Annotated in this window: 23 protein-coding genes and 1 pseudogene; 10 read left to right on the forward strand and 14 right to left on the reverse strand. The window is 71.6% G+C overall.

Annotated features, from left to right (window positions below; translation table 11 throughout):
• Positions 1-67 precede the first annotated feature (67 nt).
• The gene (gene deoC / locus SZ60_RS11680; RefSeq protein WP_043596128.1) at positions 68-796 is read right to left on the reverse strand and encodes a deoxyribose-phosphate aldolase; all 729 of its coding nucleotides are present in this window, start codon (positions 794-796) and stop codon (positions 68-70) included.
• Positions 797-822: 26 nt separating this feature from the next.
• Here deoC and SZ60_RS11685 point away from each other — a divergent pair, with 26 nt between their 5' ends.
• The 5 genes from SZ60_RS11685 (at position 823) to SZ60_RS11705 (ending at position 5,460) form a co-directional block, all read left to right on the forward strand.
• Positions 823-2,427 carry an SDR family oxidoreductase gene (locus SZ60_RS11685; RefSeq protein ID WP_082060096.1) on the forward strand — a complete coding sequence of 535 codons (1,605 nt, stop codon included), beginning with the start codon at positions 823-825 and terminating at the stop codon, positions 2,425-2,427.
• Entirely contained in the window at positions 2,424-2,630 is a 207-nt protein-coding gene (locus SZ60_RS11690; RefSeq protein WP_043596131.1) for a hypothetical protein, read from the forward strand. Before SZ60_RS11685 ends, SZ60_RS11690 begins: the two co-directional genes overlap by 4 nt.
• A gap of 87 nt (positions 2,631-2,717) precedes the next feature.
• The gene (locus SZ60_RS11695; protein ID WP_043596132.1) at positions 2,718-3,302 is read left to right on the forward strand and encodes a GDSL-type esterase/lipase family protein; all 585 of its coding nucleotides are present in this window, start codon (positions 2,718-2,720) and stop codon (positions 3,300-3,302) included.
• 3 nt (positions 3,303-3,305) lie between these two features.
• Positions 3,306-3,677: a DUF6804 family protein gene (locus tag SZ60_RS11700; RefSeq protein WP_043596134.1), complete on the forward strand. Its 372-nt coding sequence runs from the start codon at positions 3,306-3,308 to the stop codon at positions 3,675-3,677.
• Positions 3,678-3,804: 127 nt separating this feature from the next.
• Positions 3,805-5,460 (forward strand): stealth family protein, encoded by a 1,656-nt coding sequence (locus SZ60_RS11705; protein ID WP_231567141.1) that lies wholly within the window; start codon positions 3,805-3,807, stop codon positions 5,458-5,460.
• A 95-nt stretch (positions 5,461-5,555) separates the two neighbouring features.
• On the opposite strand, the gene SZ60_RS11710 is transcribed toward SZ60_RS11705, so the two are convergent.
• The gene (locus SZ60_RS11710) at positions 5,556-6,032 is read right to left on the reverse strand and encodes an NUDIX domain-containing protein (RefSeq protein WP_043596136.1); all 477 of its coding nucleotides are present in this window, start codon (positions 6,030-6,032) and stop codon (positions 5,556-5,558) included.
• 38 nt (positions 6,033-6,070) lie between these two features.
• On the opposite strand from SZ60_RS11710, the gene SZ60_RS11715 reads away from it, so the two are divergent.
• On the forward strand, positions 6,071-6,904 hold the full coding sequence (locus SZ60_RS11715) for an oxygenase MpaB family protein (protein WP_043596138.1): 834 nt from the start codon (positions 6,071-6,073) through the stop codon (positions 6,902-6,904).
• A 244-nt stretch (positions 6,905-7,148) separates the two neighbouring features.
• Here the strand turns inward: SZ60_RS11715 and SZ60_RS11720 are convergent, their stop codons facing one another.
• From SZ60_RS11720 to rplU, 4 genes are all read right to left on the reverse strand, one after another.
• A complete protein-coding gene (locus SZ60_RS11720; RefSeq protein WP_043596140.1) occupies positions 7,149-8,117 on the reverse strand; it encodes a phosphodiesterase in 969 nt (322 codons plus the stop codon).
• 231 nt (positions 8,118-8,348) lie between these two features.
• The gene (locus tag SZ60_RS11725; RefSeq protein WP_043596141.1) at positions 8,349-9,524 is read right to left on the reverse strand and encodes a Zn-dependent alcohol dehydrogenase; all 1,176 of its coding nucleotides are present in this window, start codon (positions 9,522-9,524) and stop codon (positions 8,349-8,351) included.
• 124 nt (positions 9,525-9,648) lie between these two features.
• Entirely contained in the window at positions 9,649-9,915 is a 267-nt protein-coding gene (gene rpmA / locus SZ60_RS11730; protein WP_043596143.1) for a 50S ribosomal protein L27, read from the reverse strand.
• An 18-nt stretch (positions 9,916-9,933) separates the two neighbouring features.
• Entirely contained in the window at positions 9,934-10,239 is a 306-nt protein-coding gene (gene rplU / locus SZ60_RS11735; RefSeq protein WP_043596144.1) for a 50S ribosomal protein L21, read from the reverse strand.
• A gap of 88 nt (positions 10,240-10,327) precedes the next feature.
• Between rplU and SZ60_RS11740 the strand changes: the two genes are divergently transcribed.
• Positions 10,328-10,969, forward strand: coding sequence for a hypothetical protein (locus SZ60_RS11740; protein WP_043596146.1), 642 nt, complete (start codon positions 10,328-10,330; stop codon positions 10,967-10,969).
• 20 nt (positions 10,970-10,989) lie between these two features.
• On the opposite strand, the gene SZ60_RS11745 is transcribed toward SZ60_RS11740, so the two are convergent.
• The 4 genes from SZ60_RS11745 to SZ60_RS11760 form a co-directional block, all read right to left on the reverse strand.
• Positions 10,990-11,439, reverse strand: coding sequence for a DUF779 domain-containing protein (locus SZ60_RS11745; RefSeq protein WP_043596202.1), 450 nt, complete (start codon positions 11,437-11,439; stop codon positions 10,990-10,992).
• A 65-nt stretch (positions 11,440-11,504) separates the two neighbouring features.
• Positions 11,505-13,046: an aldehyde dehydrogenase family protein gene (locus SZ60_RS11750; RefSeq protein ID WP_043596147.1), complete on the reverse strand. Its 1,542-nt coding sequence runs from the start codon at positions 13,044-13,046 to the stop codon at positions 11,505-11,507.
• A 221-nt stretch (positions 13,047-13,267) separates the two neighbouring features.
• Entirely contained in the window at positions 13,268-14,536 is a 1,269-nt protein-coding gene (locus tag SZ60_RS11755; protein ID WP_052505359.1) for a GAF domain-containing protein, read from the reverse strand.
• Between the two features lie 123 nt (positions 14,537-14,659).
• Positions 14,660-15,586, reverse strand: coding sequence for an NAD-dependent epimerase/dehydratase family protein (locus SZ60_RS11760; protein ID WP_043596150.1), 927 nt, complete (start codon positions 15,584-15,586; stop codon positions 14,660-14,662).
• 124 nt (positions 15,587-15,710) lie between these two features.
• Here SZ60_RS11760 and SZ60_RS11765 point away from each other — a divergent pair, with 124 nt between their 5' ends.
• A complete protein-coding gene (locus SZ60_RS11765; protein WP_043596151.1) occupies positions 15,711-16,427 on the forward strand; it encodes a TetR/AcrR family transcriptional regulator in 717 nt (238 codons plus the stop codon).
• An 83-nt stretch (positions 16,428-16,510) separates the two neighbouring features.
• Here SZ60_RS11765 and SZ60_RS11770 read toward each other — a convergent pair whose 3' ends face one another.
• The 3 genes from SZ60_RS11770 to SZ60_RS11780 form a co-directional block, all read right to left on the reverse strand.
• Positions 16,511-16,846: a TraR/DksA C4-type zinc finger protein gene (locus SZ60_RS11770; RefSeq protein ID WP_052505360.1), complete on the reverse strand. Its 336-nt coding sequence runs from the start codon at positions 16,844-16,846 to the stop codon at positions 16,511-16,513.
• An 11-nt stretch (positions 16,847-16,857) separates the two neighbouring features.
• Positions 16,858-17,880, reverse strand: a complete 1,023-nt coding sequence (locus tag SZ60_RS11775; RefSeq protein WP_043596153.1) for a glutathione S-transferase family protein — start codon at positions 17,878-17,880, stop codon at positions 16,858-16,860.
• Between the two features lie 93 nt (positions 17,881-17,973).
• On the reverse strand, positions 17,974-21,432 hold the full coding sequence (locus tag SZ60_RS11780; RefSeq protein ID WP_043596154.1) for a DNA polymerase III subunit alpha: 3,459 nt from the start codon (positions 21,430-21,432) through the stop codon (positions 17,974-17,976).
• 132 nt (positions 21,433-21,564) lie between these two features.
• Here SZ60_RS11780 and SZ60_RS11785 point away from each other — a divergent pair, with 132 nt between their 5' ends.
• Together SZ60_RS11785 and SZ60_RS11790 are read left to right on the forward strand one after the other, a co-directional pair.
• Positions 21,565-22,899: an aromatic acid exporter family protein gene (locus SZ60_RS11785; RefSeq protein WP_052505361.1), complete on the forward strand. Its 1,335-nt coding sequence runs from the start codon at positions 21,565-21,567 to the stop codon at positions 22,897-22,899.
• Between the two features lie 200 nt (positions 22,900-23,099).
• Positions 23,100-24,464, forward strand: coding sequence for a glucose-6-phosphate dehydrogenase (locus SZ60_RS11790; RefSeq protein WP_043596156.1), 1,365 nt, complete (start codon positions 23,100-23,102; stop codon positions 24,462-24,464).
• A gap of 102 nt (positions 24,465-24,566) precedes the next feature.
• Here the strand turns inward: SZ60_RS11790 and SZ60_RS11795 are convergent.
• Positions 24,567-26,360 (reverse strand): annotated as a pseudogene (locus tag SZ60_RS11795) (glycoside hydrolase family 15 protein); the annotation flags it as partial.
• Positions 26,361-26,386: the final 26 nt, after the last annotated feature.

The raw sequence follows: 26,386 nt of genomic DNA on the forward strand, positions 1-26,386 counted from the left end.
GACGGTCGTCACCATGTCGAGGAGGCGCGGGTCGGGTCGTCGACGCGACCCGTGCCTCCTCGGCTGGTCAGTACGACGTCGTGTCGTCACCCGCGCCCGAGGCGCGGCCCGTCTCGAGGCGGTGCGCCAGGTCGGCGAGGATCGTGCCGCTGGCGCTCGTGCCGAAGCGCGTGACGCCGAGGTCGAGCATCTCGAGCACCGTGTCGAGGCCGCGCACGCCGCCCGAGGCCTTGACCTGCACCGAGTCGGAGACGGCGTCGCGCATGAGGCGCAGGTGCGGGAGCGTCGCCCCGCCACCCGCGAAGCCGGTGGACGTCTTGACGAAGGCGGCCCCGGCGCGCTCGGCGGCCTTCGAACCCGCGACGATCTGGTCGTCGTCGAGGTGGGCCGTCTCGAGGATGACCTTGACGAGCGTGTCGCCGGCCGCCTCGACCACGCCGCGCACGTCGGCCTCGACCTCGTCGGTCATGCCGCTGCGCAGCCAGCCGATGTTGACGACCATGTCGAGCTCGGAGGCGCCGTCGGCGATCGCCTGCCGCGACTCGGCGGCCTTCGCGGCCGTCGAGGTCGTGCCGTGGGGGAAGCCGATGACGGTGCCGACGAGCACGCCGGTGCCCTCGAGGCGCTCGACGGCGTGCGCGATGTCGGAGGGGCGGACGCAGACGCTGAAGACGTGGTTCGCGGCGGCGTCGTCGAGGGCGGCGTCGACCTCGGCGCGGGTGAGTTCGGGCTTGAGGATCGCGTGGTCGATCATGCCGGCGACGGCGGAGACGGTGGGGAGCTGCTGGGTAGTCATGATGGGGTCCAGCGTAGCTTGGGCCCATGTCTGCGAACACTCCCGACGGCGTGCCGTCGAGCACCCCCGTCACCAGCGACACCGAACACGCCGTGGCCTCCCGCCGGGTGCTGGTGACCGGGGCGACCGGGTACATCGGCGGGCGGTTGACGCCGCGCCTCGTGGCCGCCGGGGCGGACGTGCGGGTGCTCGTGCGTTCGCCCGAGAAGCTGCGCGACGTGCCCTGGTCCGGCGACGTCGAGGTCGTCCAGGGCGACCTGACCGACCCCGAGACGGTGCGTCCCGCCATGGAGGGCGTCGACGTCGTCTACTACCTCGCCCACGCGATGGGTGGCAAGGGCGACTTCGAGCGCGCCGAGGCCGATGCGGCGCACACCGTCGCCGACGCCGCGCGCGACGCGGGCGTCCGGCGCATCGTCTACCTCGGCGGACTGCACCCCGAGGGCGACCTGTCCAAGCACCTGCAGTCGCGCAAGGACGTCGGCGACGTGTTGCTCGCGAGCGGCGTCCCGACCGTCGCCCTGCAGGCCGGCGTCGTCATCGGCTCGGGCAGCGCCTCGTTCGAGATGGTGCGCCACCTGACGGACGTCCTGCCCTACATGCCGGCACCGAAGTGGGTCCGCAACTTCATCCAGCCGATCGCCGTCCGTGACGTGCTCCACTACTTGCTCGGCGCGGCCGACGTGCCCGACGACGTCAACCGCACCTTCGACATCGGCGGCCCCGACGTGCTCCGCTACGGGCAGATGATGAACGGGTACGCCCTCGAGGCCGGCCTCAAGCAGCGGCCGATCGCGTCCCTTCCCGTCTTCACGCCGTGGCTCGCCTCGCAGTGGGTCAACCTCGTCACGCCCGTGCCCCGCGCCCTCGCCGTCCCGATCATCGCGTCGCTGCAGTACGACTGCGTCGTCCGCGAGCACGACATCGACACCGTCGTGCCCCCGCCCGCCGAGGGGTTGCTGCCCTACCGTCGCGCCGTCCGCCTCGCCCTGCAGCGTGAACAGGACGGCGACGTCGAGACCAGCTGGCAGGACTCGTCGGTCGCCGGCGCACCGAGCGACCTGCTGCCGAGCGATCCCGACTGGTCCGGGCACATCGTCTACACCGACGACCGGCAGACGGACACCTCTGCTCCGGCCGCCGAGCTCTGGAAGGTGCTCGAGAGCATCGGCGGCGAGAACGGGTGGTACTCGTTCCCGCTGGCGTGGTCGGCCCGCGGCTGGATGGACCGACTGGTCGGGGGAGTGGGCCTCCGGCGAGGCCGTCGCAGTGCGACCACCCTGCGGGTCGGCGACGCCCTCGACTGGTGGCGGGTCGAGAAGCTCGAGCGCGGCCACCTGCTGCGGCTCCGGGCCGAGATGAAGGTCCCCGGAGGCGCGTGGCTGGAACTCACGGTCGAGCCGCGTCCCGACGGTGGTTCCCACTACCGCCAGCGCGCGGTGTTCTTCCCGCAGGGGCTCGGCGGGCGCCTCTACTGGTTCGCGATCCTGCCGTTCCACGGCGTCATCTTCTCGGGCATGCTGCGGCGCATCACGGCGACGGCCGAGCGGGAGGCGGCCGCCCGGGCGACCGGTGGCCGGGTGGCCGGTGCCGCGGCCGGGGCCGCGACCGACGCGACGGCCGTGGCGTGACCGACCCGCGCCTCCTCGTCCTGGCGTCGTCGCCCGGGCCGCTGTACCCGGCGGGCGACGAGGCCATGTCGCCGGTGCCGTTGTGGCTCGGGGTCCTCTTCGGGGTGCTCGTCGTCGTGTCGTCGTTCGTCGTGCTGCTGCCGCACGTCCGCCACGCGCTCGACCGCGTGTGGTCGAAGAGGCCGCGACGCTTCCGACAGTGAGGACCGGGCTGCGGCGCGCGCCGGTTCGCGGCTCCCAGCGGGTGATGGCACGATGGGGGCACTTCAGCAGACCACCAGGAGGTCGTGATGACACACCGAGAGACCGTCGCCTTCGTCGGCGACAGCTTGACCGAGAACGGCGACTGGGCGGCGTGGTTGCCCGACGAGCAGGTCGTCAACCTGGGCGTCGGGGGCGACACGGTCGCCGGCCTGACGGAACGGCTCCACGACGTCGTGGCAGCGAACCCCGACTCCGTCGTGCTCATGATCGGCACCAACGACTTCACCGCGCGACGCTCGGTCGAACAAGTGGTCCGCGGCATCGAGAACCTCATGGTGGCGATGCGTCGTGAACTGCCCGGGACGCGACTGCTGCTGCAGTCGATCGCGCCGCGGGGGGCGGAGTTCGCACCCCGCCTGAAGGACGCCAACCGGCACCTCCGCCAGTTCTCGTCGACCGTCCGGGCGCAGTGGCTCGACCTCTGGCCCGCACTCGCCGACGAGTCGGGCGACGCCCTGCGACCCGAGTTCGCAGCCGACCACGTCCACCTCACCGACGCCGGCTACCAGGCCTGGCTGGGCGAGTTGCAGCCCGCCCTCGAGCGCCTGCGCGACGAGCCTCCGATGAGCCGTCCGATCAGCGTGCTCGACGTCGCCTACGACATCGAGTAGGCGGTGCCCACCCCCACTGCCCCCGCGTTCACGCGTCCGGCCCTGGCGCCCGGCTTGATCGCGGCCATCGCGCTCCTCGCGGGGACCGCGTTGCTCGACTCCGACGTCTTCACCGTGTTCCGGTACGTCGTGTCGATCTTCGCCCTGATCGTCCTCGTGTTCGCCTACCGGGGGCGGCTCTGGTGGGCGCTGCCCTTGCTCGCCGCCGTGGCCGTCCTCTGGAACCCGGTGTTCGTGGTGCCCGTCCAGCCCGAGCTCTGGCAGGGCCTGCAGTTCGTCGCCGCCGCGCTCATGATCGCGGTCGGGGTGCTCGTGAAGGTGCCGACCGAGGCCGCGACGACCACGAAGTCCGCCCCGGTCCGGGGGCGCCGCTGACCGTCAGGGGCAGCGGATCCTCCGGGGTGCCTCCGACCCCGTAAAATGCCGAGGGTGCGTCCGCCCGCCCGAGGCCCGCACGGAAGGTTGAGTCTGCATGGCCACGGAGATCCCCGGTACGTCAGAGATGGTCGGCACGTCCGAGAGTCCTCTGCTGACCCCTCGTCACCGAGCCGGTGGTCTCGACCGAGAGGACGTCGTGGTCCGCAAGGGGCAGTTCACGCTCCTGAACGGTCACCTCACGCCCCAGCAGTCGATGATCGAGGACCTCCTCTACATCCGTCGGGTGCTCGACGCCGCCCAGGTGCCCTTCCTGCTCGTACGCGGCAACGACGTCCGCCCCGTGATCGCCGTCGACACGGTGCACCGCGACCGCTTCACCGCCGCCATGATCGCGGCCTCGGCCACCGAGCCCTTCTACGCCAAGCCCCGCAAGGGTCAGGCGTCCCTGGTCGTCGAGGGTGGGCTCGAGCTCGAGACCGAGCGCGTCTTCCGCGTCTACCGGCCCCGGGTCGAACCCATCGGCCGCCTCCGCTACGGTGCGGGCACCGCCGTGCAGGTCGAGTTCTGGATCATCACCGACGACGAGATCCTCGCCCCGACCGAGAACGCGCTGATGCGCACCGAACTCCCTCGTGCCGAGGCCGTCGAAGAGACCGTCGAACGGTACGGCATCGAGTGGCCCACCCTCGAGCACATGTTCGACGACCACGCCACCGACATCACCTTCGACATCGACATCGTCTTCTCGTGGGTCGACGGCAACTCGATCGAGTACCAGCGTGCCCGCGCCGCGCAGGCCAAGCGCCACGTGGTCGGCGAGGGTGACGACTCGGCGGCCCGGTTCCGCCAGATCGACGAGCTCAAGTACGCCCTGCGGTCGGTCTACATGTTCGCGCCGTGGGTCCGCAACATCTACATCGCGACCGACTCGCCCGTGCCCGAGTGGTTGGGCGAGCACCCCCGTGTGCGCGTCGTGCGCAGCGAAGAGTTCTTCAGCGACCTCTCGATGCTGCCGACGCACAACTCGCAGGCCGTCGAGTCGCAGCTGCACCACATCGAGGGGCTCAGCGAGCACTTCCTCTACTCGAACGACGACATGTTCTTCGGGCGACCCGTCGCGCCGAGCATGTTCTTCTCACCGGGATCCGTCACGAAGTTCATCGAGGCCGACACGCGCATCGGGCTCGGGCACAACAACATCGACCGCAGCGGGTTCGAGAACGCCGCGCGGGTCAACCGGCGCCTCCTGCAGCAGCGCTTCGGGCGCGTCCTCACCCGCCATCTCGAGCACACCGCCGCACCGCTGCGCCGCAGCGTCCTGTTCGAGATGGAGCACGAGTTCGCCGACGAGTTCGCCGCCACGGCCGGCAGCCCCTTCCGAGCGAAGGAGAACATCTCGGTCACCAACTCGCTATACCACTACTACTCGCTGATGACGGGCCGCGCGATCGTGCAGGAGAACGCGAAGGTCAGCTACATCGACACCACGATGGTGTCGGGGCTGGCGTCGTTGTCCGAGGTGCTGAAGAAACGTGCGTTCGACTTCTTCTGCCTCAACGACGGCAGCTTCCCCGAGGTCACCGACGAAGAACGGACCGCCACGGTCACGGACTTCCTCGAGCGCTATTACCCGTTCCCCGCACCGTGGGAGAAGGACGAGATGCAGCGCATCGCCCTCGAGAACGCCGAGCAGGACCGACGGGCACTCGGTGCCGAGGCGGCTCAGTCGGGTGAGGCGACGGGATCGTCGTCGCACCGGGGGCTCGAAGGATCGGACTGACGCCGGTCTCGCCCACGGGCGAAGCCCGTGCGACCCGGGGGCGGGGTGCCCGCAGGGCGTCGTCGTCGTGGAGTCGGAACGGTTCGTGCGGTCCGTCAGGCCTCCGAGGTGCCGAAGCGGGCCGCTTGCTCCCCTGAGAGGGCTGCGTCGAGACGCGCGAGCATGTCGGCACCCATCGTGGGCAGGTCGTCCAGCCGGAACCACCGGGCCTCGGTGTTCTCGCCGTCCGCGGGGGAGGGGTCGCCCGAGACGTAGCGCATGACGAAGGTGTGGTCGAGGTACTGCGCGCGGTCACCGTTCGGGTAGACGACCTCGTCGGTCACCCCGATCGACGCCAGCCGCTCGGGGACGACGTGCAGGTCGGCTTCCTCGAGGGTCTCGCGGACGGCGGCGTCGGCAGGATGCTCGCCCGGGTCGACGATGCCCGTCACCGGCGTCCAGGCACCGGTGTCGGATCGGCGGACCAGCAGCGTCTCGTCGCCGCGGACGACCACCGCGGTCACGCCGGCCAGCCACAGCGGTGCCGTGCCGATCTTCTCGCGCAGGGACAGGACGAAGTCTGGGGTGGCCATGTCAGCACCCTACCGACGGCCCGCCGTAGGCTGACGACATGCGACTGCCCTGGACCCTTCACGGCTCGGACGTGCGGCGGATCTCCGACATGGCGGGCGAGTCGCTGCTGTTGGCGGGTGGGGGCAGGGCCATCCTGCTGCAACTGGCGAACCCCGGGGTGGGGCACGGTGTCGCCGAGCACAGCGACTTCGTCGAGCGTCCGTTGTCGCGGCTGCACGGCACCATGACGTATCTCTACGCCATCGTCTTCGGCACCCCGTCCGAGGTGGCCCACGTCCGCCGTGTCGTCGGGCGGGCGCACCGTCCGGTGCACGACGGAAAGTCGTCGTCGGTGCGGTACGACGCGTTCGACCCCGGGCTGCAGCTCTGGGTGGCGGCGACCCTCTACGACTCGGCCGTGCAGCTGTTCGAGCGGGTGCACGGGCCGATCGACCCGGCCCACGCCGAGACCGTCTACCAGGACTACGCCCTCGTGGGCACGTCGCTGCAGATGCCACGCGAGCTGTGGCCGGCCGACGTGGCATCGTTCCGGCGGTACTGGGACGACGCCGTCGATCATCTCGTCGTGGACGACGTCACGCGTCGGGTCGCGCACGAGCTGTTGCACCCGACGACGGGACCGTGGTGGCTGAGAGCGGCGATGCCGCTCGCCCGGCTCGTCACCGCGGGGTCGTTGCCGAGCAGCGTCCGCGACGACTTCGGGCTGCCGTGGTCGACCGGCGCCCAGCGTCGCTACGACCGGGTGATGCGCGTCACGGCTGCCGTCGTCCCGCATCTGCCCCCGCGCCTCCGGCACGTGCTCCGCGACGGGTACCTGCGGCGGCTGCGCTCGGCGATGGTGGCCGAGGCTCGGACGCGCACCCCCAGCTGACCCGACCCGTCGCCGGCGTCCGGGTCGGCACCGCCTGTCTCCCGTCCCGGGGCCACGTCCCTCGTCGGCAACTCCTGCTGCCTGCCGCACGACGGGCCCGGTCGGGCGGCGCAGACGGTCGCGCGGCGCAGCAGGCCGGAATTGCCGACGGTGGGCGGGATCAGCCACGGCGGGCGGGACCTGGCCGGCAGGCGAGACCCACTAGGCCCGCGCGGGCGGGGTGATGGCGGGCGGGCCCGCTCGGTCAGAGCGTGTCGATCGGCCCCGTCAGCGTCAGGTCGCGCGGCACGACGGGCACCGGGGCCGTGTCGGTCGCCCGGTGGCGGGGGGCTGCCGGGGCGATGCGCACGCCCGCGACGGCGAGCCGTTCGGCCACCACGTCGGCCGGGACGTACTCGCCGACGGTCTCGTAGGTGCCGATCGGCACGACCGAGTGCACGACCGTGCCCTCGTAGACGTGCACCAGGTTGAACGCCTGGGCACCGTCGCGGCCCCGGGTGCCGCCGCCGGCGACGTTGAGGTCTTGTGTGTAGCAAGTGGCCGACGCGACCGACACGGGCACGCCCGCGAAGGTGGCGTTGGTCGAGTAGTGCAGGTGTCCGGCGATGATGGACCGGACGTCGCTGCCCTCGATCACCTCGGCCAGGGCCGCCTGGTCGCGCAGCTCGACGAGCGCCGTGAGGTCTTGAACGCTCGGGACCGGCGGGTGGTGCATGGCGATGATGGTGCCGTCGGGGGCGTCGGTCGAGAGCTCTTCGGCCAGCCAGTCGAGCTGGTCACCGGACAGTCGGCCGAAGTGGTGGCCCGGCACGGTCGTGTCGAGGGTGATGACGCGCAGGCCGTTGACGTCGTACACGAGGTCGACGGGTCGCTGCGAGGGCAGTTGCCCGAAGAGCTCGGACCGGAACGCGCTGCGGTCGTCGTGGTTGCCCATGGCCCAGATGACCTGGGCGCCGAGTCGCTCGGCGACGGGCTCGATCAGGGCGCGGAGCTTGCGGTAGGCGTCGGGCTCGCCCTTGTCGGCGAGGTCGCCCGTGAAGACGATGGCCTCGGGCCGCCCGTCGGACGCCTCGATCTCGTCCATGATCTGACGGAGCCGGGCCTCGCTGTCGACTGCGCCGTAGAGGTCGCGGTCACCGCCGACGAGGTGCGTGTCGCTGAGGTGCAGGATGAAGTGGTTCGGCCTGGGGTGTTCGGCCGTCCGGAGATCCATGGTTCTCTCAATCGATGTCGCCGACGCGGGCTCGGGACGAGACCCTCGTTGTTGATTCGTCACCAGTCCATCACCCGTTTGCCATGAGTGGGGTGAACGTGCGCGCGCGTTTCGGTGAACGGTCGTCGAACAGGCCGCATTCCCGAGCGACGACGCTAGCCCGGCACACGGGACGACGCGACCCCCAGGAGGCGGGGGTCGCGTCGTCGGCGCAGCGAACGGTCCGAGGCGTCAGGGCTTGAGGACGACCTTGATGCAGCCGTCCTCCTTGTTCTTGAAGACGTCGTACATGGCCGCGGCCTCGGAGAGCGGCACCGGGTGGGTGACGAGGTCCTCGGTGCCGAGCGGGTCGGTGGGGTCCTCGACGAGCGGCATCAGCGTGTCCATCCACTTCTGGACGTTGCACTGGCCCATCTTGATGGTGATCTGCTTGTCGAACAGCGTGAGGAAGGGCGTGGGGTCGGCGGTGCCGCCGTAGACCCCGCTGAGCGAGACGGTGCCGCCGCGGCGGACGATCTCGAAGGCGAGGTGCATGGCGCCGAGGCTGTCGATGCCGGCCTTCTGCATGACGGCCTGGCCGATCGTGTCGGGCAGGGCGGCCGCGAACTTCTGTACGAGGCCGATGCCGGCGTGCTCGTGGGCCTCCATGCCGACGGCGTCGACCACGGAGTCGGGGCCTCGGTCGTCGGTCATGCGCTTGACGACGTCGGCGACGTCCTTCGTCAGGTCGAGGACCTCGACGCCGTGGCGCTCGGCCATGGCACGACGCTCGGGCACCGGGTCGATGCCGATGACGCGGTAGCCGCGGTACTTGCCGATGCGCGACGCGAACTGGCCGACCGGGCCGAGGCCCAGGACGACCAGGGTGCCACCCTCGGGAACCTGGGCGTACTCGACGCCCTGCCACGCGGTCGGAAGGATGTCGCTGAGGAAGAGGTAGCGCTCGTCGGGCAGGTCGGCGCCGACCGTGACGAGGTTGGCGTCGGCACGGGCGATGCGCAGCTGCTCGGCCTGGCCACCGGGGACCTGGCCGTAGAGCTTGCTGAAACCGTAGAGCGTGGCGCCCGAGTCGTACTCGGTGACCTGCGTGGTCTCGCACTGCGAGAAGAGTCCGCGGTCGCACATGAAGCAGTGGCCGCAGGCGATGACGAAGGGGACGACGACGCGGTCGCCGACCTTGATGCGGCTGACCTCGGAACCGACCTGGGTGACGACGCCCATGGTCTCGTGGCCGAGCACGTCGCCCTTGTCGAGGAACGCGCCCAGGGCGTCGTAGAGGTGCAGGTCGCTTCCGCAGATCGCGGCCGACGTGACCTTGATGACCGCGTCGCTCGGATCGATGATCGTGGGATCGGGGACGTCCTCGACGGAGACGTTGGTGACGGACTGGTACGTGAGTGCCTTCATCGTTCCCGTCTACGCGCCCTCGCCCGGTGCCTCCTGGACGAGGGGTACAGCGGGTACCGAAAAGCCTCGGGGCGGCCGGGCCTGGGCCCGACCGCCCCGAGGCGGATGACGCGTGTGGTGTCGCCTAGGCGACGGCCGTCGCGGAGGCGACGATGTTGACGACCTTGCGGCCGCCCTTGTTGCCGAACTCGACCGAGCCGGGGGCGAGGGCGAAGAGGGTGTCGTCGCCGCCGCGGCCGACGTTGACGCCGGGGTGGAAGTGGGTGCCGCGCTGGCGGACGATGATCTCGCCGGCGAGGACGACCTGGCCGCCGAAGCGCTTCACGCCGAGGCGCTGTGCGTTCGAGTCACGACCGTTGCGGGTGGACGATGCGCCCTTTTTGTGTGCCATGTGTTCTCAGCCCCTGGTTCAGTTGATCGAGGTGATCTTGACGCGGGTCAGGTCGGCACGGAAGCCCATGCGACGCTTGTAACCGGTCTTGTTCTTGTAGTTCTGGATGACGATCTTCGGGCCGCGCAGGTCGTTCAGGACCTCGCCCTCGACCGTGACCTTGGCCAGGTCGTCGCCCGACAGGATGGTGTCGCCGTCGACGTGCAAGACGGGGACGAACGAGACGGTGTCGGCGGTCGCGGCCTTGAGGCGGTCGACGGTCAGGATCGTGCCGACCTCGACCTTCTCCTGACGGCCACCGGCGCGCACGATTGCGAAAGCCATGGAAACTCCAAAAAAGTGGGGGATGTGACGCCCGGACTGCCGGACGACGTCGTGGTGCCACGAAGGCAACTTGGATAGTCTTTCACAAATGTCACGACCGATCAAACTTCGCCGCCCGCCGCAGTTCACGGCCGAGATCGTCGACGACGCCCGCGAACGCCTGCTCGACCTGCTCGACGACCTGAAGACGCTCACCACCGACCACGCCGACGACATCGAGGTCTGGGGCTCGGCCGTCACGGCCGCCGGCTGGGAGATCGCGAGCCTCGGCCAGTGGCTCGGCCTCGAGGGCGAGGCGGTGTTGCTGCTCGGCGGCGCGTCGTACCCCGAGATCGCCGAGCACCAGGGCACCAGCGCGTCGGCCGTGTACGCCCGCGTCGGCCGGTCGCTCACCCTCGCGCCCTACGCGCACGCCTCCGGCGCCGACGGGGCGACCACCCGCGTCTCGGCCGAGGGCCTCGACCAGGCCCGAGCCGAGTACGACCAGGAGGCGCGGGCCGGCGACCCGACGGACGTCGCCCCGGCGGCCGCGCCCGTCGGCGACTCCTTGGCCGACCGCGTGCCCGAGGTGCTGCGGGACGGCGCCCGGCGCACCACCGAGATCGTCGCCGCCCTGCCCGACTACCGGCGCAGCAGCGTGCTGTCCACGCTGAGCGTCCTGGCCCGACAGGGAGTGGTCGAACGGGTGGGGCACGGCGTCTACGCCCTGCCCCACCCGCCGACCGACTGACCCCTCGGGCGGTCGCCCGATCAAGCCGGTGTGACGGCCCCGGCCCTGGCCACGGCCTCGTCGAGTCCGAACGCCCGCAGCTCCTCGTCGGTGAGCATCCGCGACCGGATCAGGAAGCGCTTCCCTTCGGGGCTCTCGACCGAGAACCCGGCCCCGCGACCCGGCACGACGTCGATCGTGAGGTGCGTGTACTTCCAGTACTCGAACTGGCTGCGCGACATGTAGACCTCGATCGGGTCGATCCCGTCGACGTGCAGGTCGCCGAGGTGGACGTCGACGGCCCCCACCCGGAAGAACCCGACGGGGTAGCACATGGGCGACGAGCCGTCGCAGCAACCACCCGACTGGTGGAACATCAGCGGGCCGTGCTGCGCCGTCAGGGACACGAGGAAGGTCGCTGCCTCGGGTGAGACGTCGACCCGGGAGGGGGTGGCGGCGACCGCCCCGGAGGCGGGGGCCGGCGTGACCACGCCGACCCGCGCCTCCTCGGCTGCTGCCGCTGCCGGCGCCGCCGCGGCCGTCTGCTCGCGCGTCATCAGAAGAAGCCCATCGGACCGTCCGCGTAGCTGACCAGCAGGTTCTTGGTCTGCTGGTAGTGGTCGAGCATCATCTTGTGGTTCTCGCGACCGATGCCCGACTGCTTGTAGCCGCCGAACGCCGCCCCGGCGGGGTACTGGTGGTACGTGTTCGACCAGACGCGACCGGCCTGGATGTCGCGGCCGGCCCGGTACAGCTGGGCGCCGTTACGGCTCCAGACTCCGGCGCCCAGGCCGTAGAGGGTGTCGTTGGCGATCTTGATGGCGTCGTCGTAGTCGCTGAAGCTCGTCAGAGACAGGACGGGGCCGAAGATCTCCTCCTGGAAGATCCGCATCGAGTTGCGGCCCTCGAAGATCGTCGGGTTGACGTAGTAGCCCTCGGTCAGGTCGCCGCCCAGGTCGGCACGGTCGCCGCCGAGCAGCAGCGTCGCGCCTTCCTGTTTGCCGATGTCCATGTAGCTGAGGATCTTCTCGAGCTGGTCGTTCGACGCCTGGGCGCCGATCATCGTGTCCATCGAGAGTGGGTCGCCCTGCTTCACCTTCTTCACCCGCTCGACGCCGTCGGCGGTGAACTGGTCGTAGATCGACTGCTGCACGAGCGCCCGGCTCGGGCAGGTGCACACCTCACCCGAGTTGAGGTTGAAGAACGCGAAGCCCTCGAGCGCCTTGTCGTAGAAGTCGTCGCGTTCGTCGGCGACGTCGGCGAAGAAGACGTTCGGGCTCTTGCCGCCGAGCTCGAGCGTGACCGGGATCAGGTTCTCGCTCGCCATCTGCATGATGAGGCGCCCGGTGGTGGTCTCGCCGGTGAACGCGATCTTGCGGATGTTCGGGTGGCTCGCCAGGGGCGCGCCGGCCTCGACGCCGAAGCCGTTGACGATGTTGAGGACGCCGGCGGGCAGGAGGTCCTTGATCAGGTCCATGAAGACGTGGATCGACGCGGGCGTCTGTTCGGCCGGCTTGAGGACGACGCAGTTGCCGGCCGCGAGGGCGGGAGCGAGCTTCCACACGGCCATCAGCAGCGGGAAGTTCCACGGGATGATCTGCCCGACCACGCCGAGCGGCTCGTGGAAGTGGTAGGCGACGGTGTCGGCGTCGATCTCGCCGGTGGAACCCTCTTGTGCCCGGATGGCTCCGGCGAAGTAGCGGAAGTGGTCGATCGCGAGCGGAACGTCGGCGGCGAGGGCCTCCCGGATGGGCTTGCCGTTGTCCCAGGTCTCGGCGACGGCGAGCATCTCGAGGTTCGCCTCCATGACGTCGGCGATCCTGTTGAGGATCAGCGCGCGCTGGGCGATCGTCGTCTTCTTCCACGAGTCGAACGCGCGCCAGGCGGCCTCGACCGCCTTGTCGACGTCGGCGGCGTTGCCCCGGGCGACCTCGGTGAAGACCTTGCCGTTCACCGGGCTCGGGTTCTCGAAGTACTGCCCGCTCGCCGGGGCGACGTACTCGCCGCCGATGAAGTGGTCGTAGCGGGGCTTGAAGGCCACCTTCGCGTCGGGCCGTCCCGGCGCGGCGTAGGTGTTCGGGGGAGTGGTGACGGTCATGACGGTCCCTTTCGACGACGGTGTCGGGTCGGCGGCGGGGGTCGCCCGCCGGTGGCGGCAGGCTACGTCGGGGGAGGTTGCATCGGGTTGCGCGTCACGGCCCGCGAGCGGGCGGGTGCGGTCGCCGGGTTCCGGGGTCGCGGGACTCCGGAGGCGCGGCGTCGCGGGGGTCCGGAGGCGCGGGGTCGCGTGGTCCCGGAGGCGCGGGGCGCGAGGGCGCGTCAGTCCCCGTTCTCGAGCGCCTCGAGGTGCGTGACGAGGTGCGTCCGTCGGGGCGATCCCGGAGGCAAACGACGCAACAGCTCGAGCAGGACGCGGACGTCGTCGCGGCCCGCGGTCGACTCGGAGTACGACAGCAGGGTGTCGATCGAGCCCCCCGTCAGGAGCGCGTCCCGGACGGTCGCGGCGACCTCGGCCCGCAGCGCGGCGACGCCGGGTGCCGTGGACGAGGGAAGGGCCGGCCCGGTGTCGGCCCGCACGGCCGCGCGGTGGGCCCCACGATCGACGAGACCGACGAGCGTGTCGAGGTCGAGCGTCACCGGGCGAGGCAACCGGTACGGGCGCGACAGCGGGACCAACGTCGGGTCGAGGGCCTCGACGACGTGGCGGAGGCGGACCATCTCGGGCCGAAGGGTGGAGACCGCGTCGACGTCGCCGTAGACCGCGTCGGCCAACTCGTGGGCCGTGTAGCCGGCAGGACGGTGGGCGAGCAGGGCCATGATCTCGGAGTGCCGGGCACCCAGCGCGATCCGGCCCTCCCCGACCGTGAGCACCGCCTCGTCCCGACCGAGGGTCGTCAGGCCGGCGGGGGCGTCGGGCCCAGGGTGGACCGGGTGGACCGGGTGGGCCGGGTGGGCCGGGTGCCGCGGGGTGCGGGTCGGGGCGCGACCGGCCGCGGCGAACCCCAGGAGCGCGAGATGCGCCTCCACGGCCGCGACCGTCGCCGTGACCAGGGGCAGCGTCAGCGAGCCGGCCGCCCGCTCGTCACCCGTGATGTCGACGACGCCGATCAGGTGCCCGTCGACGGGGTCGTGGACCGGCACGGCCGTGCAGCTCCAGGCCCGCACGCGGTGGTTCCAGTGTTCGTCGCCGCGGATCTGCACGCCCCGGTCGAGCACGAGGGCCGTGCCCGGGGCCGAGGTGCCGACCCGCGCCTCCGACCATCCGGCGCCGGCGACGAACAGCATGTCCTCGGCCCGGCGGCGGGCCGCGGGGTCGCCCTCGACCCAGAGCAGGCGGCTGTGCTCGTCGCCGACGGCCACGAGCAGGCCCGAGCCCGCGACGTCGTCGACCAGGAGGCGGCGGACGACGGGGAGCGCGAGTGCGAGCGGGTGGTCGCGGCGCCAGTCGTCGAGGTCGTCCTCGGGCAACTCGAGCCGGGGCAGGCCGTCGGGATCGAGCCGGTGCCGTGAGGCGCGGTCCCACGAGTCGCGCACCACCCGGCGCTGCGGCCCGACGTCGCGGGGCGGACGGCTCGCGGTCAGCGTCATGGAGCACCAATCGTCGTCGATCGGGGCGAGTCGGCCGTCGTGCGGCGTCGTCGCCGGGGTGCTGTCAGCGTACGGCGGCGTGCGGCCGCGGGGAAGGTCGCCGCGTGGGGGTCTGCTGTGACCTCAGGGTCGACGCACCGCGTCGCGGGTGGCCGTGATCGTCGCGTCCAACGCCTCGGGCCACGGGGTCGGTCCGATGCCGAGCAGGCGTTCGCTCTCGGACGAGTCCACGACGAAGGGCGAATCGAACTGGTACTGCATCGCCCGCACCTCGCGGAGGAACGGCACCGTGCGGGTCAGGCCGGCCCACAGCAGCGGATTCCACGGTCGGACGCGACCGGTCAGGCCGTACCGGCGCCGCGCCTCCTCGGCGATCTCGACCCGGGAGGCGTGGGTGGCGTGCGGTGTGAGCCAGGCCCGACCCCACTCGTCGCGGTCGATCGCCGCCACGAGGGTCGAGACGACGTCGGGCAGGTACGCCCAGGCGTGCGGCTGGGTCACGTCGCCGACCGCGTGGGCGGTGCGACCCGCGACGAGCGGCCCGAAGAAGTCGCTGCCGAGGTGGGCGTTCCGCCCGGCGCCCGGCCCGAAGTAGTCGCTCGCGCGCACCTCGACGGCCCGGACGCCCCGGTCGGCCGCGGCGAGGAGGCGCGTCCAGCTGTCGGCGCGCACCCTGCCCTTCCCCTCGGCGGAGGCGAGGGGCGTGTGCTCGGTCATCGGCTCGGTCACCGGCCCGTGGCCGTAGAGGTTGCCCATCAGCACGATGCCCGCCCCTGTGGTGGCGGCCGTCTCGATCAGGGCCGTGGTGATGGCCGGCCACTCGACGCCCCAGGCGGGGTAGGGCGGGTTCGAGCAGACGACGATCGTGTCGGCACCGTGGGCCGCGCTCGTCAGGGCGGCGGCGTCCTTGGCGTCGAGCGTGAACGGGGCGGCCCCGGAGATCACCGTGCCGCGGCGGGTGGCGACGCGTACGGTGTCGCCCCGCTCGGCGAGGCGGCGGACGAGGGGGGTGCCGATGGCTCCGGCTCCGACGACGAGATGGGTGGGCATGGGGTCCTCCTGGGGTGATGAGCGAGAGCGGTGCTCTCGGATCTGACCCTAGGGTCGGGCGGCTCGACATGCAAGAGCGGTGCTCTCGTTTGTGTCCCGTGCTCTCGGAGGACAGGATCGGGGCATGACCACGAACGCAGGGGACGACGACGGCGCCCGGACCACCGGAGGCGTCCGCGAGCGGGCACGGATCGAGATCGTCGAACGCGCCCTCGCCTCCGCCCACCGGCAGCTGGCCGAGGTGGGCGCGGCCGCCCTCTCGGTGCGAGCCGTGGCCCGCGACCTGGGCATGGCTTCGTCGGCGATCTACCGGTACTTCCCGAGCCGCGACGCCCTGCTGACCCGCCTCATCACCGACGCCTACGTCGACCTCGCCGGCGCTGCCCGGAAGGCCGAACAGGCGGTCGACCGCGCCGACCACCAGGAGCGGTTCCGTGCCACGGCCCGCGCGACCCGCCGCTGGGCGATCGCCGACCCGCACCGCTACGCCCTGCTCTACGGATCGCCCGTCCCCGGGTACGCGGCCCCGGTCGACACCGTGGAACCGGCGATCGCGGTGGGTCTGCTGTTGCTCGGGGCGGTCGACGACGCGGCGGCGAGCGGAGCCTCGCTGCGGGCGATGCCGGTACGGGCCGGCCTGTCCGACGAGTTCGCGCAGCTCGCCCAGGGCCTGGGAGCATCGGTCGCCCCCGGCGTGCTGGCCTCGGGCATCACTGCCTGGACCTCCCTCTACGGTCACCTCAGCTTCGAGCTCTTCGGTCACCTCACCAACGTCGTCGTCGATCGCGACGCCTGGTTCGAGACCTTCCTCGACGAGCAGATCGCGCGGATCTGGGGCTGACGTGACGCGTGCCGCAGGACGCGCCCCGACGGCAGGAGGCGCGGGTCCCGGCAGGAGGCGCCGGTCCCGGCAGGAGGCGCGGGTCAGCTCGCGCAGTCGATGCAGAGTCGGGCGGTGGGTCGCGCCTCGAGCCGGGCCTCGCCGATCCGGGCCGAGCAGCGCTCGCAGCGGCCGAAGGTGCCGTCGGCGAGCCGGGCCAGGGCGGCCTCGGCGTCGCCGGCACGGTCGAGGGCCGAGCGTCGGACGGCGTCGAGCTGTGACCGCTCGTACGCGATCGTGGACCCCTCGGGGTCGTGCTCGTCGTCGACGTTGGCTCCCTCGCGGGCCGCGGCCACCGCCTCCATGTCCCCGAGCAGTCGCGCGGCCAGCGCCTGCGCCTCGTCGCGCGTGACGCGCAACCGGTCGGAGGGGTCGATCACGAGGCGGCGCCTCAGGCCCCGACGAGCGACGGCACCTCTTCGCCCGGGCGAGGCGGTGCCGGGGGAGTCCCGTCGCCGAACGGACGGCCGCCGAGCTGCTCGCGACCGTGCTCGGTGAGCCACCCCGAGGCGTCCGGCCCGACCGGGACGATGCCCGTCGGATTGATGTCGGAGTGCACGACGTAGTAGTGCGCCTTGATCTGGTCGAAGTCGATCGTGTCGCCGAACCCGGGGGTCTGGAACAGGTCGCGGGCGTAGGCCCAGAGCACCGGCATCTCGGTCAGCTTGTTCCGGTTGCACTTGAAGTGGCCGTGGTAGACCGCGTCGAACCGGGCGAGGGTCGTGAACAGGCGGATGTCGGCCTCGGTGATGGTGTCGCCCACCAGGTAGCGCTGACCGGCGAGCCGCTCGGACAACCAGTCGAGGCGCTCGAACAGGGTGCGGTAGGCCCGCTCGTAGCTCTTCTGCGACCCGGCGAAACCGGCGCGGTAGACCCCGTTGTTGACGTCGCGGAAGACCACGGCGTTCACCTCGTCGATCTCACCGCGCAGGGCCTCGGGGTAGAGGTCGGGGGCGCCCTCGCGGTGGAAGGCGGCCCACTCGGTCGCGAAGTCGAGCGTGATCTGCGGGAAGTCGTTCGTGACGACCTTGCCGCTCGGCACGTCGACGATCGCCGGCACGGTGATGCCGCGCGGGTAGTCGGGAGTGCGGGCGAAGAACGCCTCCTGCATGCGCTCGATGCCCAGCACGGGGTCGCGACCGTCGGGGTCGAGGTCGAAGGTCCAGCTGCGGGCGTCGTGCGTGGGGCCGGGCAGACCGAGCGAGATCGCGTCCTCGAGCCCGAGCAGGCGTCGCGAGATGACGCTGCGGTTCGCCCACGGGCACGCCCGGGCGGCCACGAGGCGGTAGCGGCCGGCCTCGACCGGCCAGCCGTCGACGGCGTCGCGTGTGATGCGGTCCTCGATGTAGTTGGTGTCGCGGGTGTACTCCTGACCCGGCTCGACGTAGCTTCCCTTGGCCTGCTGATCGCTCATGGCGCCACCCTACGCACGGGGCGTCGGCAATTCCTGGCCGCTGCGACGCGCGTGGGTGATCGGCGGCCCCGGCGGGCGGGGTGGCGACAGGGGTCAGGAATTGCCGACGGCCAGGGACGAGGAGGCGCGGGTCGCGTTCCAGTCCCGCCACATCGCCTTGAGGTCCCACGCGTTCTCGGCCTCGAGCGAGATGCCGCGCTCGCCGGTGCGACGCGTGCGCCCCTGGATCACCATCAGCTGCGTGCCGAACAGCAGGGAGCCGGCGCGGGCCTGCGCCTCTTCGAAGAAGGTGGAGTCGGAGCAGCCGCTCCCGTCGTCGAGGCTGATGAAGACCACGCGCTTGCCGCTGCGCATCGGCGGGGTCTGGGTCGCGATGCGGATGCCCGCCACGAGCACGGTCGTGCCGTTCCAGTGGTCGCGCAGGTCGGCGGCGCGCACCACGCCCAGGTCGTCGAGCATGGGCCGGTAGCTCTCGATCACGTGTTCGCTGACCTCCATCGACAGGATGTCGAGCTCGTCGGCGACCCGCTGCCGGGCGTCGACGTCGGGCGTGCCGGTCGGCACCGTGTCGGAGTCGTCGATCGAGAAGTCGAGCTGGTTCTCGACGTCGGTCGCCTTGGGGCGCGACGACCGGCCGGTGAGCGCCCGCACCCGGGCCAGGACGTCGCCGCGGGTGCGGCCGGGACCGGCGACCGAGTCGAGTGCACCGACCTGCGCCAGGCGCTCGAACAGCGACCGGGACGGCGTCGCCCGTTGCCAGAAGTCGGTGATCGAGTCGTAGGGGCGGTTCACGACCACCCGGGCCAGCTCGGCGTCGCTGATGCCGTGCACGTCGGCCAGCGACAGCCGCAGCCCGAGGTCGCCCACCCGGGTCGGCGCGATCGGGGTCGCCGGCGGTCGGAGGCGCTCGACCCGGTAGACGTCGGTCGAGGCGTTGACGTCGAGCGGCAGCACGGGGACGCCCATGCGTCGCGCCTCGGTCAGCAGCAGCCGTTTCGGGTACATGCCGGGGTCGTGGGTGAGGACGCCGGCCAGGAACTCGGCCGGGTAGTGGGTCTTCAGCCAGGCGCTCTGGTAGGTCGGCAGGGCGAACGCGGCCCCGTGCGCCTTGCAGAAGCCGAACGACCCGAAGCCCTTGAGTGCGGCCCAGATCCGGTCGACCGCGGCGTCGTCGAAGCGTCGTCGCCCGGTCGCGGGGTCGAGGTTGCCCCGAGTGCGCTCGCGGAAGGTGGCCTCGAGCGCGTCGTCGTCGCCCTTGCCCATGTGCCTCCGGATCTCGTCGGCCTCGGCGAGCGACACCTGCATCGTCGCCTCGAGGATGCGCAGCACGTGCTCGTGGTAGATGACCACCCCGTAGCTGTCGTCGAGGAACGACGCGAAGCTCGGGTGCAGGTAGTCGGGCTGCTGGAACCCGTGCTTGGTGTCGAGGAACGGCGCGATCATGTTGCCCTTCATCGGGCCGGGACGGAACAGCGAGATGTCGGCGATCAGGTCTTCGTAGCGGTCGGGCTGCATCTTGCCGATCAGCTCGCGCTGCCCTGGGCTCTCGATCTGGAACATGCCGAGGGTGTGCGTGGTGCGGATCGCCTCGAAGGTGGGTTCGTCGTCGTGGGGGATCTCGTCGAGCTCGATGCGGCCCTGACGGTTCACGTAGGGCACGTCGACCGGCAGGGCGCCGGCCAGGGCGGCACGCGGGCCGTTGACGCGCTCGATCTCGTCGAGGGCGTAGGCGAGCGAGCTCTGCATGCGGACGCCGAGGACGTCGAGCTTGAGCAGGCCGGCGTCGTTCATGTCGTATTTGTCGAACTGGCTCATCGGCAGGCCGATGCCGCTCGGCTGGACGGGGGTCGTGCTGAGCAGGTCGGAGTCGCCGAGGATCACCCCGCACGGGTGCATCGAGATGTGCCGGGGCAGACGGTCGAGCCGTTCGCTGAGGTCGACGAGCAGGTCGATCTGGTCGTTGCTGCGGGCCAGTTCGGCGATCTCGCGCAGTTCGGGTTTCTCAGCCATCGCGGTGCGCAGGTCGCGGGCGTTCGACCGCCAGACGTTCTTGGCCACGAGGTCGATCTGCTCGTCGTCGAGCCCCAGTGCGAGACCGGCGTCGCGCACAGCACCGCGCCCTCGGTAGGTGGACTGCATCGACATGAGCGTGACCCGGTTGCTGCCGTACCGGTCGAAGATCGCCCGGTAGACCTCGTGCCGCCGGGCCGCCTCGACGTCGATGTCGATGTCGGGCAGGGTCTCGCGCTTGTTGCCGAGGAACCGTTCGAACAGCAGGTCGTGCTCGATCGGGTCGACGTTCGAGATGCGCAGCAGGTAGGTGACGAGGCTGCCGGCACCGGAACCCCGCGCCGCGTTGCGCACCCGCAGGTCGCGCATCAGCGCCGAGACGTCGGCCACGGTGAGGAAGTACCCGGCGAAGCCGAACCCGGTGATGATGCCGAGTTCGTAGCGCATGCGGTCCTCGACCTTGTCGCGCAGGGCCCGGTCGGCGTCGCCGAAACGTTCGGTGACACCGGCCTGGGCCTGCCGGAACAGCGCCTGGTCGGGGTCGCCGTCGACGCCGATCGCGCTGAGCTCGGGCACCTTCGGGCGGCCCCAGCCGAGGTCGGCGACGGGGTCGAGCCGGCACCGGTCGGCCAGGCGCTCGGTCGCGGCGAGCATCTCGTCGCCGGCGCTGCGGGGCAACGACGAGGCGTCGCTCACCAGACGGGCCAGCCGGCGCATGTCGGCCGGGCCCTTGAGGTACGCCTGGGCGTTCGGCTGCGGCCGGAACGAGCCGAGCGCGGCCAGGTGGCCGGCCGAGTCGAGCACGTCGGCCGTGACGGCCTCGTCGGGATCGAGGTACCGCACGGCGTTGGTGAGCACGGCCGGCACCCCGACGTGGTCCGCGAGCTCGAGCATGCGTGCCGCGTGCCGGATGCTGCGGCTCTCGCCCGGCTCGGTCAGATGGCAGACCACCTCGACCACCACGCCGCCCGGCAGCGTCGCCGCCCAGTCGGCGAGTGACGCAGCGGCCTCGCCGCGTCGCCCCGCCTGGACCAGCCGACCCACGTCGGAGTCGGGCCCCAGCAGCACGGTCGCCGCCGGCTCGGTCTCGCCCTGGACGAAGCCCCGCACCCGGGACCGGGCGATGGTCGCCACGCTGTTGGCGCTGCCGCTGGCGCGACGGGTGGCCCGGCCGTGCGACGCGCTGATCAGACGGCACAGCGCCGCCCACCCCGCCTTCGCCGGCCCGCCGCCCCGTGCCCCGTGCGCCAGCACCACGATGCGGTCCACCCCGCCGGCCCCGCCACCGCCTCCGTCGAGATCCCCGTCGCCCGTGAACCCCTCACGGTCGTCCCGGCAGCCCAGCTCGACCCCGACGATCGGGTCGACGCCCGCCGTCCGGCAGGCCCCGACGTGACGGATCGCCCCGTACAGCCCGTCCCGGTCGGTGATCGCCGCCGCGTCGGCACCCGCCGCGACGGCGGCGTCGACGAGCGCCTTCGGGTGCGCCGTGCCGTGGTGGGCACTGAACGCCGAAGCGACGCGCAGGTGGGTGAAGCTCATGGTCGGTACCTCGGGCTGCAGAACCCCCGGCCGGGTCGTTCGAACAGGTGTTCGACCAGTGTACGTCGCTCCGATCGAGCGTCGCACCCCCTGGCCCGTCCCTCGCGTCCCACGGCCTGTCATCATCGGGGCATGCCCGATCGACGCCCCACCCCGACCGATCGACGGGCCACCTCGCCCGATCGACGGGCCACCTCGCCCGATCGACGGGCCGCCCTGCGTCGCGACGCCCACACCGCGACCCACTGGACCCGCGTCCTGCTGGCCCAACCGCGCCTCCTCCTCGCCGTGAAGACCGCGCTCGCCGCGGCCCTCGCCTACTGGATCGCGCCGCAGGTGCCCGGCGTCGCCGCCGACTACCCGTACTACGCGCCGCTCGGGGCCGTGATCGCGATGTACCCGACCATCAAGAGCTCGCTGCGTCAGGGGTTCCAGGTGCTGGTCGGCGTGATCGTGGGCATCGCCCTCGCCACGGCGGTCTTCTCGCTGCAGGACGGTCAGCCCGGCGTGTTGGCGGTGGCGCTCGTCGTCGGGGTCGGCGTGCTCGTGGCGGGCATCCGCTGGCTCGGCGCCGGTCGCGACTGGGTGCTCACGGCCGGGTTGTTCGTGCTGCTGCTCGGCGGCGCGAACGCCGAGGCCTACTCGCTCGGCTACATCGTGCAGATCGGGGTCGGCGTCGTCGTCGGCGTCGTGGTCAACCTGGTGCTCGTGCCGCCGCTCTACGCCTCGCGCGCCGAGGAGCGCCTCCTCCGGGTGAAGGACTCGCTCGCCGACCGGGCCGACGAGGTGGCCGGCGTGTTCGAGACCCCCTGGCCCCTCGAGGACGACGAATGGGAGCGTCGCGTGGGCGTCCTGCCGAGCACCCTCCGCCGCGTCCGCGACACCGTCGCGTACGCGGACGAGTCCCGTCGCATGAACCCGCGGTGGTTGCTCCGCCGCCGCGACCTCGGCCAGGAGTACGCGGATCTCGCCACGTACGAGCGCGTCTCGTTCCACCTCCAGGACGTCGCCGAGGTCTCGGGCATCCTCGGTCGCCGGATCGGCCGCCAGATCGGCATGCCCGACGACCTCGCGCCCGACGTCGCCCACGCCGTGCACGGCGTCGCCACCGTCATCCGGCGCCACGGGGCCGAGGACGTCGACGCGTTCACCGACGCCCGGCGACGCGTCGCCGACCTCTGGGACGCCGTCGACCGCCACCGCGACCGCCCGACCACGGACACGAGCGGCGGCGTCTCGATCGCCGTCTCGCTCGGGCGCATCATCGCCGCGCTCGACCCCGACGACACCACCGCGCCCCGCCCCGAGGACGACGCCGCCGAGGAGGCGCGCACGGCCGACGACGACGGCACCGGCGGCCAGGTGGGCGGCACCGACAGCACGGGGCCGGTCGACGACGACAGCGCGCCCCGCGACACCGCCCCGCACGACACCGTGCAGGACGGCGACGCCGACCCTGCCCGCTGACCCCGATACGGCGCTCACCCCCGGGGAGCAGTACGGTTGACCGGGCACCGGCGCCGAGACGCGACCCGTGCCCTCCGCGGCCGGGGCGGTCGACGGGAATGCCCGTCCCCCCTGTGCGTTGACACCCGTGGCCCCGAGAACCCCCGCCGCCTGATCGACCAGCGACGACACGATCGTCGCCCTCCCATGAAAGCTGCACTGTGACAGACACCACCACCCTCATCATCCTCGGAGCCAGCGGAGACCTCACCGAGCGTCTGCTGCTCCCCGGCCTCGCGAGCCTGCTCAAGAGCGACCGCGGCGTCGACGTCCAGCTCATCGGCACCGGCCGCAGCGAGCGCAGCCCCGAAGAATGGGACGACGTCGTCAAGACCGCCTTCAACGGCGACGCCGGCAGCGACCTCGCCAAGAAGACGCTGGCGTCCAGCCGCTACATCCAGGGCGACCCGACCACGGTCGAGCACCTGAAGGCCCTGTTCGAGGCCAGCGAGGGCACCCCGGTGATGTACTTCGCCCTGCCGCCCGCGATCAGCACCAAGGTGATCCAGGCGCTCGCCGAGATCGACCTGCCCGACGGCCTGCGCCTCGCCCTCGAGAAGCCGTTCGGCTCCGACGAAGAGAGCGCTCGCGAGCTCAACGCCGAACTGCTCAAGATCGTCCCCGAAGAGCGCATCCACCGCACCGACCACTTCCTCGGTCGCGCGACGGTCCTCAACATGATCGGCCTGCGCTTCGCCAACCGCCTCTTCGAGCCGGTCTGGAACAGCGAGAACATCGAGAAGGTCGAGATCTTCTACGACGAGGTCCTCGGCCTCGAGGGTCGCGCCCAGTACTACGACAAGGCCGGCGCGCTGATCGACATGATCCAGAGCCACCTGCTGCAGGTGCTCGCCGTCATCGCGATGGACGCTCCGTCGAGCATCGACTCGGTCGAGCTGCGCAGCGAGATCGCCCGCGTCCTGCGCGCGACCTGGGTCAAGGACGCCGACCCGGTCGCCTCGAGCCGTCGCGCCCAGTACGCGGCCGGCACGATCGACGGCAAGGACGTCCCCGCCTACGCCGACGAGGACGGCGTCGACGACGAGCGCCAGACCGAGACCCTCGCCGAGGTCGAGTTCGAGGTCAAGACCCGTCGCTGGGCCGGCGTGCCGTTCATCCTGCGTTCGGGCAAGGGCATGACCAAGATCCGCAAAGAGGTGCTCATCACCTTCAAGCCGGTCCCGGCGCTGCCGGAGGGTCTCAACGGCTCGTCGACGCCCGACACGCTGCGCATCGAGATCAGCCCCGAGACGATGGAGCTCGGCGTCACGACGAACGGCTCGGGCAATCCCTTCGACCTCGAGAAGTCGACGATGTCGGTCACCCTGGGCAAGCCCGAGCTCACGCCCTACGGCGAGGTGCTGAGCGGCATCTTCCACGACGACCCGACCCTGTCGATCCGTGGCGACGTGGCCGAGCGTTGCTGGGCGATCGTGGCCCCCGTGATCGAGGCCTGGAAGGCCGACCAGGTGCCGCTCGACACCTACGCCGCCGGGTCGACCGGTCCGTCGGACTGGCCCGCCTGATCCTGGTCGCCCACTCCTGACCGGCAGACCTCGACGGCCGCCCCGCTCTCGCGAGCAGGGCGGCCGTCGTCGCGTCCGGCAGCCGAGGAGGCGCGGGTCGGGTCACCCGCGGTCGTGCGCCTTCCCGATCGCGTCCGCCGCGCGCACCAGCGCCAGGTGCGACAGCGCCTGCGGGGTGTTGCCGACGTGGCGTCCCGTCGCGACCTCGATCTCCTCGGAGAGCATCCCGACGTCGTTGCAGTAGCCGACCAGCCGGTCCATCAGGGTGACGGCGTCGTCGACGCGCCCCGAGGCGGCGTACTGCTCGGCCAGCCAGAACGAACAGGTCAAGAACGGGTTCTCCGCCCCGTCCAGGCCGTCGATGCCGCTCTCGGTGCGGTAACGCCTGAGCAGACCGTCCTGCAGCAGGTCGTGCTCGATGGCGGCGACGGTGCCGAGCATCCGGGGGTCGTCGGCGGCGACGAAGCCGACCTGCGGCAGCTGCAGCAGGGACGCGTCGACCTCGGTCGTGCCGTAGTGCTGGGTGAAGGAGGCGCGGTCGGCGTTCCAGCCTCGTGTCTCGATCTCGGTGCGGACCTCGTCACGCAGTCGGCGCCACCGGTCCACGGGGCCGTCGAGGCCGAACTGCTCGATGCCCTTGATGGCCCGGTCGAGAGCGGCCCAGATCATCACCCTCGAGTGGGTGAAGTGCTGCAACTCGCCGCGGATCTCCCAGATGCCGTTGTCGGGCCGGGCCCAGTTGTCCTCGACGTACTGCATGAGGGCACGCTGCAGGGGCCACGAGTACTCGCTCTCCTCGACGCCGAGCAGGCGGGCTTCGTGCAGGGCCACCATCACCTCGCCGAAGATGTCGCCCTGGTACTGCTCGTACGCGGCGTTCCCGATGCGCACCGGTGAGGCCCCGTCGTAACCGGGCAGATGCCCGAGCTCGCTCTCGTGCAGGTACCGTTCGCCGGCCAGGCCGTACATGATCTGCACGTCCGCGGGGTCGCCGGCGATGGCGCGCAGCAGCCAGCCGCGCCACCGGTCGGCCTCCTCGGCGTAGCCGTGCAGGATGAGCGCCTGCAGCGTCATCGACGCGTCGCGCAGCCACACGTAGCGGTAGTCCCAGTTGCGCGAGCCGCCGAACTGTTCGGGCAGGCTCGTGGTCGCCGCGGCGACGATGCCGCCGGTGTCCTCGTTGGTGAGGGCTCGGAGGATCAGGAGCGACCGGTGCACCTCGGGGGCGTAGGCCTCGGGGGCCGAGCAGCGTGATGCCCACTCCTGCCACCAGGCGACGGTCTCGTCGATGCCGGCCGGCACGTCGAGGGGCGCCGGCGGTTCGCGATGGGACGGGTACCAGGTGAGGCTGAGGTCGACCGTCTCGCCGGGGGATACGTCGAACGTCGCCTCGTGCGTGTGGTCGGTGGCCGTCAGTCGGGGGCCGCGGACAACGACGGCGTCGGGCCCGGCCGTGGCGACGAGTGCCGTCTCGTCGCCCTCGGGGATCTGCCGCACCCAGGGGAGGGCGGTCCCGTAGCCGAAGCGGATCGCGAGGTCGACGTGCATCGAGACGGTGCCCGAGACGCCGGTCACCCGGCGGACGACGTCGGCCCGCCGATCGCCGTAGGGCATGAGGTCGGTGACCTCGACCACGCCGGTGGGCGTCGTCCAGCGGGTGACGAGCACGAAGGTGTCGTCGACGTAGCGGCGGGTCGAGGTGGCGTCGGCGTCGGAGGGGGCCACGAGCCACCGGCCGGCGTCGTGGTCGCCGAGCAGGGCGCCGAACGTCGAGGCGGAGTCGAAGCGGGGGAGGCAGAGCCAGTCGATGCTGCCGTCGGAGCCCACGAGGCATCCGGTGTGCAGGTCGCCGATCAGCGCGTAGTTCTCGATGGGCAGGGGCATGCGCTCATCAAACCAGTGCGGCCTCGGCTGGGGGCGGC

It is taken from the genome of Frigoribacterium sp. MEB024 (assembly GCF_000878135.1).
Taxonomy (GTDB): Bacteria; Actinomycetota; Actinomycetes; order Actinomycetales; family Microbacteriaceae; genus Frigoribacterium.